The organism is Methanophagales archaeon, assembly GCA_021159465.1.
GTDB lineage: Archaea > Halobacteriota > Syntropharchaeia > Alkanophagales > Methanospirareceae > G60ANME1.
Genome location: JAGGRR010000003.1, coordinates 1 through 8,137, shown reverse-complemented (window position 1 = coordinate 8,137; position 8,137 = coordinate 1). Strand labels below are relative to the sequence as shown.

Genomic DNA, 8,137 nt, shown 5'->3' with positions numbered 1-8,137 from the left:
CCTTCATATACGTCGTTATCGCAGTCTGCAACCACGGTGAAGTTGTGGCATCCCCCGCTAAGGCTCACACCCGTGAAACTTACGGTTGTGTTCGCACCAGCGCTCAGAGGTCCTACTCCTGTCACTTTATTACCGTAGGGGCTACCATCAACCTCTAAGCTCACGTTGAACGTTCCTGAGGATGCATTGCCCTGATTCTTTATCCTCGCTTCTATCGTGTAGCCGATACCCGGATTCATCACTTCCGGGAACATGATATCCTCGACCACGAGATCCGGCAGGTTCAACACCGCCTTTTCCGCCAGCGTTGCGAAGTAACCGTAGAAATAATCATCGCTCCCAGACAGATCCCATGTCGCAGTCTGTGAGCCGTCAGTTTCTATACATGTGTTAGGCACATTGTACTGTTTCAGTGAAAGTGGAAAAGTTCCTGATGGAGCGCTGAATGTACCAAGATGACAGCTGTTTAAATATATGTCTATCGTCCCACCGCCATAGTGCGATTGCGCTACCCATAATGTATAGTTATGGTCGCTTACAGGACCGATGCTTGTATTATAGAACCACGTTGTGTATGGGTCCGTCGGGCTATTTTGCCTTATATCTCTATACCCATAGTTATGCCACCAGACTCCGCTATGTGTTATATTAGCTGTGTCTGTTTGATTAATGACTGCAAAGAACCACCTGTCATCACAATGCTCACCGGAAGTATCGTAGCAACCGGTTGCTCTAAAAGTATTGGTGCCCGGCGTTGCATTCACCCGCCAGTAATAGTGATGGTTACCGTTATCGGGCGAGAATCCGCTATACCATACTCCTCGATTCTCATTATTGCCTGCAGAACAGAGGCTGTCCGGGATGCTTATACTTTGATGCTGACCGTTGCCATTCCAGAATTCCGCCGTTGGGTTGTTGTTAGGGCAAGCGCCCCACCTGTGCCAGTGCACGTATGCAACTACCACATCGCCCGGAGGCAGTGTAATCGTCCAGTTCTGGTTACAAGGACCTGTCCGATTCTCCAAAACCTTTACTGAGCCATTTGTAATTGTACCATTGGTAAACCCGCTAGTTGTAACAGCGCAATCACGGGTTTTTATGTCATCCAGGCATCCTTGAGCCGTCGTGGGTGTGCTGAACGCTGCTAATACTAACATCGCTAATATCACTATCGGTACTATTACATACCGTTTTTTCATTTTTTTCTTTTTTCACCTCCTAAACTTTTTCATAATGAACAGGGAATAGCCAAAAGTTTTCCCCTTCCCTTCCTTCCTCGCGCCTCGCCCCCTTATGGATTCGCACCACAATCGCTTTCCTTGCAGGGGACATATCTCTTCCTCGCTCCATTGCTCCATTGCATCTTCATCTCTTCATCATATTCGCCTTCGCCCACATTTGTATACATTGTTAGTAATATAAAATGATTTTCGGTTTTTTAAAAATAATATATTGCCAATCGAAAGTATTAAATATAGAAATGACAGTAAACACATATTTCGAATTTTTTTATGAATCATTAAACAGAAGACCTTTAATATTGGATACAAAAGTTAGGGAAAATTTGAAATTAGCATAATTATTCCATGTATCGTGCACCTTCACAATAAGCCCTGTAGGGATTTAGTTCGTTCTCGCAGCAACTTTTCCTTGTTCCCTCTAATATTTGCTCTACACCATGCCCAACTTAGTTTTTATTGCCATGACTTCGTGTTCTAACCGGTCAAACCGTTCTTCCATATACGATTTTAAGTCCTCTCGCAGACCTTTTATCTCGTTTATTGTTTCATCCTGTTTCTCTAACATCCTCTTCCCAATCGAAACTGATTCTTCACTCAGCTCCACAGACCTCTCAGCCAGTTCTACCGACCTTTCAGCCAGTTTTATGGACTTATAAAGCAATTTTCCCGCTGCATCCAAACGCTCGCCTAATTCTTCCTGCCAATTACCTCTTTTTATCTCAAAGTATTCAAATTCACCTTTAAAATCTTCAAAGCTTACCTCTACGCTTTCAACATCTATTGGAAATCTCTTTATCTTTATCCTCTCGATAAACTCGCTTATAGCTTCGTCCTCGCCCTCTGTAACTATTCTTATATCATAAGGCTTGATATTCTCTACAAATCCCTTTATTCCCAATCTCCTCGCTATCTCTTCCACTTCGTCCCTATATCCTACTCGCTGAACCCTACCTTTTACTATAATCCTCGCCCTTTTCATCTCTCACACACCCTTGTTAGCATCATTCCCCTCGCATCCTCAATAACATGAACAGTATAACAGCAACAGCAAGAAGCATCATTATCGCAACATGTGCCTCGAATCCCGGAATCCGCCTCTTCTCTTCCTCAAGTATAGGCGATGTTGTTAGAGATGGCGATGGCGACATCGTAGGTGTGAGTACATGCGAAGCAGCAGGCGAAGGTGTTAAGGTTGCTGTGGCTACCGCAGGCGAAAGAGTTGGTGTTGGTGCTGGTACAGATGCAGGTGTCTGTGTCGGTGTCTGTATCTGTGTTGGCTTCGGCGTAGATGTAGAAGTAGCGAATTCCTCTTTCCATGCATTTATTCCACCTTCCATATTATAAACAATGAAACCACGCTGAGCAAGTGTTTCACTTGCTGTTCTACTCCTACTGCCGGTTTTGCAATACACGATAATGACTTTAGAACTGTCCAATTCGTCAATCCTATTCTCTAAATCAGATAAAGGTATGTTTATAGCTCCAGGTATGTACTCTGCATTGTATTCCCCTTCTGTTCTCACATCCAGCAGAATGATCTCTTCGGGATTGGCCTCTACCATTTCATGCGCTTTCTCCACACTGATGTCAATATAAGTTGGTGCACCGGGGAGAGGCGGTGTAAGCTCTGCTGCGTATGCTATGCTCGAACTGAGTAGTAAAAGAAACAGAAGCGATATAAAAATCAAAGCTCCAAAAAATATCTTATTCTTATTTCCCCTACCCATTTTTCGACATCCCTTATCAAATATCCGGTCATGTTCGCTTACCTTTCCCTCCAGGGTACTTATTCTTCCCGTTACTTCCTCCATAGAATCGTTCCTCTCTAATTTTTCATGTTATATAGATAAAATTTAACTTTTGAGCTTATATAAAATTTTCGTATGAGTGGGAATTGGGAATAGCCAAAAGGGAATAGTGAGAAATTTTAGAAGACTTTTATTATTGTACACTTAAATTTAGAAAACAATTCTTATGAAAAAATCGGATCTACAAGATAAGAATGAATGAAAAGCGTAACTGGCAACCAATCGGCACTCTGGTGGTGATAACCCTGTGTCTATCAGGCATGATGATACCCGTGATGCCGCAGTCCTCGCTTTCTTTGTTCAATAATGCAAGCAATGCCACTGATGGTGAAATTCCTGAAGCAACGCCTGCTACAACTCCAACTTCTTCTCCTTCACCTTCTCCTACGCCTACACAATCGCCAACACCAAGTCCAAGTCCGGGTCCATCGCCTACACTTACTCCTTCCTCTTCTCCCACACCATCACCAACACCTACTCCAACTCCAGGTCCTACTCCGACATTGACACCATCACCGTACCCCTCGCCTACACCCTCTCCAGTAGCACCCAACATTACATCCTTTGCTCCTTCTTCGCCTGTTTATAACACCGAAACACAAGGAGAAACAATAACTTTCAATATTACAACGGACCAGACAGTGAACGTTAGCTGGCTGCTCAATGGAACTGAGGTTCAAATAAATACGAGTGTGAAAAACTCTTCCTATACGAACACAAGTGCAGTCACAGGCACATGGAACGTATCAGCAGTCGCCACGAATGAAAATGGCACCACTATGCAAACATGGATCTGGACTGTATCGCAGCAAGTAGCGCCTACACCCTCTCCTTCACCTTCTCCTTCACCTACGCCTTCTCCGTACCCCTCACCCACTCCCACTCCTACTCCTACCCCTACTCCTGCTCCCACACCACCGCCCACGAACTTCACAGCACCTTCTTCACCTTTTTATATCTTCGGCTGGGTCTATTACGAGAACAGTAGCGCTTGCAATTCGTCTCTCGTGTTCGTAACTAACATGAACACGAGCGAGAGCTGGGAAGCAGATTCTTATGCAGATTCCAACTTTTTCCAAACAGTTATAAGTGCAAACGAAGGCGATGTGCTTGTGTTCATTGCTACGGACGGCGAAAAAGTCAACACTACTAAGTATAGGATAACCGAGGAAGATAATAAAAGAAGCGGACTTTTCTCTCTCAACCTGACGCTTGGAAAGCCACCTTCAGGTTCTGTTCCTGATTTGACTGCCGTTAACATCTCCACGGATTCGGAAGAGCCGGTGCGGGGTGACGTGCTTAACATCACCGCAACAATAGAAAACAGAGGAAACATAACAGCAAACACCACTTCCGTAGTCTTCCTCGATGAGAAGAACATTTCAATTCAGCGGAACATCTCAAAATCCACGCTAAATGACACCGTATCACAGCCCGGCGCTTTAAAGATAAGAGTTCATTTCAGTTATGTCAATATTCACGGTGCCTGCTCTTATATCAAAATCTACAATGCCTCTGATGTGTTAATCTATAATTTCACAACCACAGATTCATTGAACATAACAAACTTCTGGACTACCTGGGGCACCGGCGCCCAAATAAGAATAGAGTCACATGCTGCTGACTATATCAACTTCACGATAGACAAATACGAATCGGTATTTGCGAACAAGCCCTTAACTTTGGGTCCCTGGCAATCAAAAGGCATTAAAGCGGAATGGAACGCTTCCGCGTGGTTGAACAATGACACTGACCTCGCATCTGGAAATCATATTATCTGTGTGAGCGTTGACCCTCTCGACCTCGTGAAAGAATCAGACGAAACGAACAACAACATGAGTATGACGGTGGAAGTGAAACCTTCTATCAACAAAGACCTCGAAGTTGTTAATATCACACTCAACAAAACCACCATATTTGATGGTGACATCGTTAATATTTCCGCAACTGTGAAAAACAAAGGGACTGAAGACGTATCCGAGTTCAATGTTAGCTTCATTGATTTTCTCGAAGATAGCAATACGAGTGAGGAGCTCGCTGAACCTATCGTTTCTAACTTATCCGCTGGCGATTTAATAACAATTAACGCTTCATGGGAAGCAACGTTCGGTAACCACAGCATCACCGTGATAGCAGACCCTTATGATAAAGTTCGAGAATCCAATGAAAAAGACAATCAAAAAAGCAAATCTGTATATGTACGAGCACCTTATGATTTCTCCATCACGCACATATCTTTAAGTGCTGATCCTGATAATCTCTTTTCTGACGAGTTCGTTGCGATAAACGCTACCCTAAAAATAATGAATTTCGTCAATCGAAGCGGAACCGTTGATGTTTGCTTATATCTCAATGAAACATTGCTGAATACGAGAAATGTAGAATTTAACGCCGGTAATGCAACAATAAATGAATCTTTCGAGTGGCGAGCAGGCACTGCTGGAAATCATGCCTTGACGGTATGTGTTGACCCCAATAACAACCTCACAGAATCCAATGAATCGAATAATAATATGAGTGTGCCGATAACCGTGCAAAAAGGTAACGATTTCGCTGTCACTAACCTGATGTTCAAGCCACAAAACCCTGTGATTGGCGACATTGTCAAGATAAACGCAACGATAGCGAATTTCGGCGTTGAAAATAAAAGCACAGTTGCGGAATTAGAATTTTACGATAATAAAGCCATAAAAATTGAGAGAACATGGGATGAACATGCTGGTGAAACAACCGATGACGTCCTCATGCTGCCTGACGCTCGCAAGATAAGGGTTCATTTCTCGCGTATCGGAGTTTATTCTCACATTATTATTTGTGATAAAAACGGTTCGGTAATCGAGGAATTTGATAGTAGTTTTTGGAAAGAACACCCAGATGAAGATATTACTGATTACTGGACGAAATGGTGTGATGGCGATACTATACGCATAGTATTTCATTGTGCTCGTGGTGCTAAATTCTCGGTTGACCAATATGAAGCAGTACTCGCAAACGAGAGCTTTTCGCTCGATGCCGGAAAACACACCAATCGCTCCGCGGTATTGAATTTATCAATGCAGGAAATGGGTTGGGCACTCAACGGAACGCACAACATAACCGCCATGGTTGACCCTTATGACGATATAGACGAACCAGATGAAGAGAATAACATAAATACAACACGAATTACCGTAACACCTTCTCTTGATTTCGCAGTCACTGACATCTATTTCGAGCCGAGAGAGCCTCTGCTCGGCGACATTGTCAGGATAAACGCAACCGTGAAGAACTTCGGCATCAGAAACGGAACGACATCCGTGGCATTCTTCTATGATAACAAAACTGTGTCTGAGATATCAATTATAAATAAATCCGTGATGTTAAATGCATCGGAATCGAAAAATGTTACCGCATTATGGAACGCAACCACGCTCTACGGCGGTGCGGGTCCTCATAATATAACCGTCTGCATAGACCGGCATGATGTGTTCACCGAAAACAACGAAACGAATAACACCCTGACAAGGCAAATATTCGTTAACGGCACTGATTTGGCGGTTACAAATATAGACATACCATGCGGTTTTCCTCCTGATGAGTTTTGTTATCATGGACAAAATGTAAATATTACCGCAACGATAGCTAATTTCGGTGCAATTAATGCGAGTAATTTCACCGTGTTCTTCAAGGACGGTATTTCAGAAACCACAGACGACGTGAACAGGAGTGGTATCGTCTTTAACAAAACAACCGTTCAGAATCTACGCAGCGGAGAGAATATTACTCTCAACGTGACGTGGAGACCCGTAGAATCTGGTATACACACGATAACCGTTAGCATCCCTTTTGATAATCGTGATAATAATGAAATGAACAATGAGCGATGGAAAATCCCCGAGGTTTCAGAGCCCGCATGGGACTTCAGAGTCGAGAACGTGAGTGTTTATCCGCAGGAAGTAAGAGAAGGTGAGGACGTGTTAATAGCTGCAACCATAGGCAATCATGGTCACAAAAGCGGTAACGTGAGCGTTGGGTTCTTTGTAAACCGCACCGATTTCGCAGGCTCGGAAGGCGAACGTTTTGAACGGATTGGCACTAAAGAGGTGTTTGTGCCGGTAAACGATACAAATTTCGCATTCTTCATCTGGAATACGAGCATTCATGGTGGTGACCATTTGATAGTGGCAGTGGCAGACCCGGATGAAAAACTGGCTGAAATCAAAGAATATAAGAAATTAGGAGATTCCATTCTCTTCCGCGGTAACCAAAACGTCACTATGAACAAGCTAAAAAGCTGCACGCTGCACGTGATTGGTCCTGATTTAGCCATAACGAATCTCACTCTCGACCCCGAAGAACCAAAAAGCGGCGATGTCGTGAATATAACCGTAGAAATAAAGAACAGCGACAACACGACAGCGAACAGCACCGTGCAGTTTTACATGCAGAGTGATGAATCAATCCGTGGAAAGCTCAAAAATCAGGAGTATACGCAGCAAAAGAGCTGGCCTTTGGCATTACAGCCAGCAGATGTCCCGATGAGATTTCATTTTGATTACATTGATCTAGAGTATGGCAGCAAAATCTATGCGTATGTCTGTGATAGCGACAAAAAACGTCACACGGTCTATTTCTACGTTAAAAGTGAAACAGCAGGTGGGCAGGAGGTAAAGGTGTCCGGGATTGATTTCGGAACTGAGGGTTTTGAGTGTAAGAACGAGCCCTCCCCAGGCTACTGCATAGAGAAACGTTGGAACGATGTCTGGACTGAGTGGACCTATGGCTCTGCGAGTGTAGTAACAGCAATAGCCAACCGCAGATCTTCACTCGAATTTTTGTTGGATAAGTATCAGGTTCGACTCGGTAACCGAACCATAACGTTAAACGCGAATGAGTCCGGACTCTACAATACTACATGGAATACGCGTTTTCCATTGAAACCCGGTAAGAATTACACGATTCTTACAACCGTGGAGAACCGGACTCGCAGTAACGAAACGCGCCTCAGAGGAACCGACCTCGCAGTCACGAACATATCAATGAAGCCCGTAGTTTATGATGGCGACCTCGTGTGGATAAACGCGACGATAGCGAATTTCGGCTGTTTGA

Annotated in this window: 6 protein-coding genes; 1 reads left to right on the top strand and 5 read right to left on the bottom strand. The window is 43.9% G+C overall.

Features of this window, described 5'->3' with window-relative positions; all coding sequences use genetic code 11:
- From J7J01_00095 to J7J01_00075, 5 genes are all read right to left on the bottom strand, one after another.
- Positions 1–1,199 (bottom strand): hypothetical protein (locus J7J01_00095; GenBank protein MCD6209295.1); only part of this gene is annotated, 1,199 nt, incomplete at its 3' end.
- Between the two features lie 472 nt (positions 1,200–1,671).
- Positions 1,672–2,220, bottom strand: coding sequence for an acylphosphatase (locus J7J01_00090; GenBank protein MCD6209294.1), 549 nt, complete (start codon positions 2,218–2,220; stop codon positions 1,672–1,674).
- Between the two features lie 22 nt (positions 2,221–2,242).
- On the bottom strand, positions 2,243–3,052 hold the full coding sequence (locus J7J01_00085) for a hypothetical protein (GenBank protein MCD6209293.1): 810 nt from the start codon (positions 3,050–3,052) through the stop codon (positions 2,243–2,245).
- A 178-nt stretch (positions 3,053–3,230) separates the two neighbouring features.
- A complete protein-coding gene (locus J7J01_00080) occupies positions 3,231–3,605 on the bottom strand; it encodes a hypothetical protein (protein ID MCD6209292.1) in 375 nt (124 codons plus the stop codon).
- A gap of 150 nt (positions 3,606–3,755) precedes the next feature.
- Positions 3,756–3,983: a hypothetical protein gene (locus J7J01_00075; protein MCD6209291.1), complete on the bottom strand. Its 228-nt coding sequence runs from the start codon at positions 3,981–3,983 to the stop codon at positions 3,756–3,758.
- A gap of 88 nt (positions 3,984–4,071) precedes the next feature.
- Here J7J01_00075 and J7J01_00070 point away from each other — a divergent pair.
- A partial coding sequence (locus J7J01_00070) for a hypothetical protein (GenBank protein ID MCD6209290.1) occupies positions 4,072–8,137 on the top strand: 4,066 nt, incomplete at its 3' end.

What these genes read in the sequence shown, in the direction of transcription:
- J7J01_00080 (MCD6209292.1), bottom strand. Translation starts at nt 3,605, where the DNA reads ATGTTGGGTGCTACTGGAGAGGGTGTAGGCGAGGGGTACGGTGATGGT.
- J7J01_00090 (MCD6209294.1), bottom strand. Translation starts at nt 2,220, where the DNA reads ATGAAAAGGGCGAGGATTATAGTAAAAGGTAGGGTTCAGCGAGTAGGA.
- J7J01_00085 (MCD6209293.1), bottom strand. Translation starts at nt 3,052, where the DNA reads ATGGAGGAAGTAACGGGAAGAATAAGTACCCTGGAGGGAAAGGTAAGC.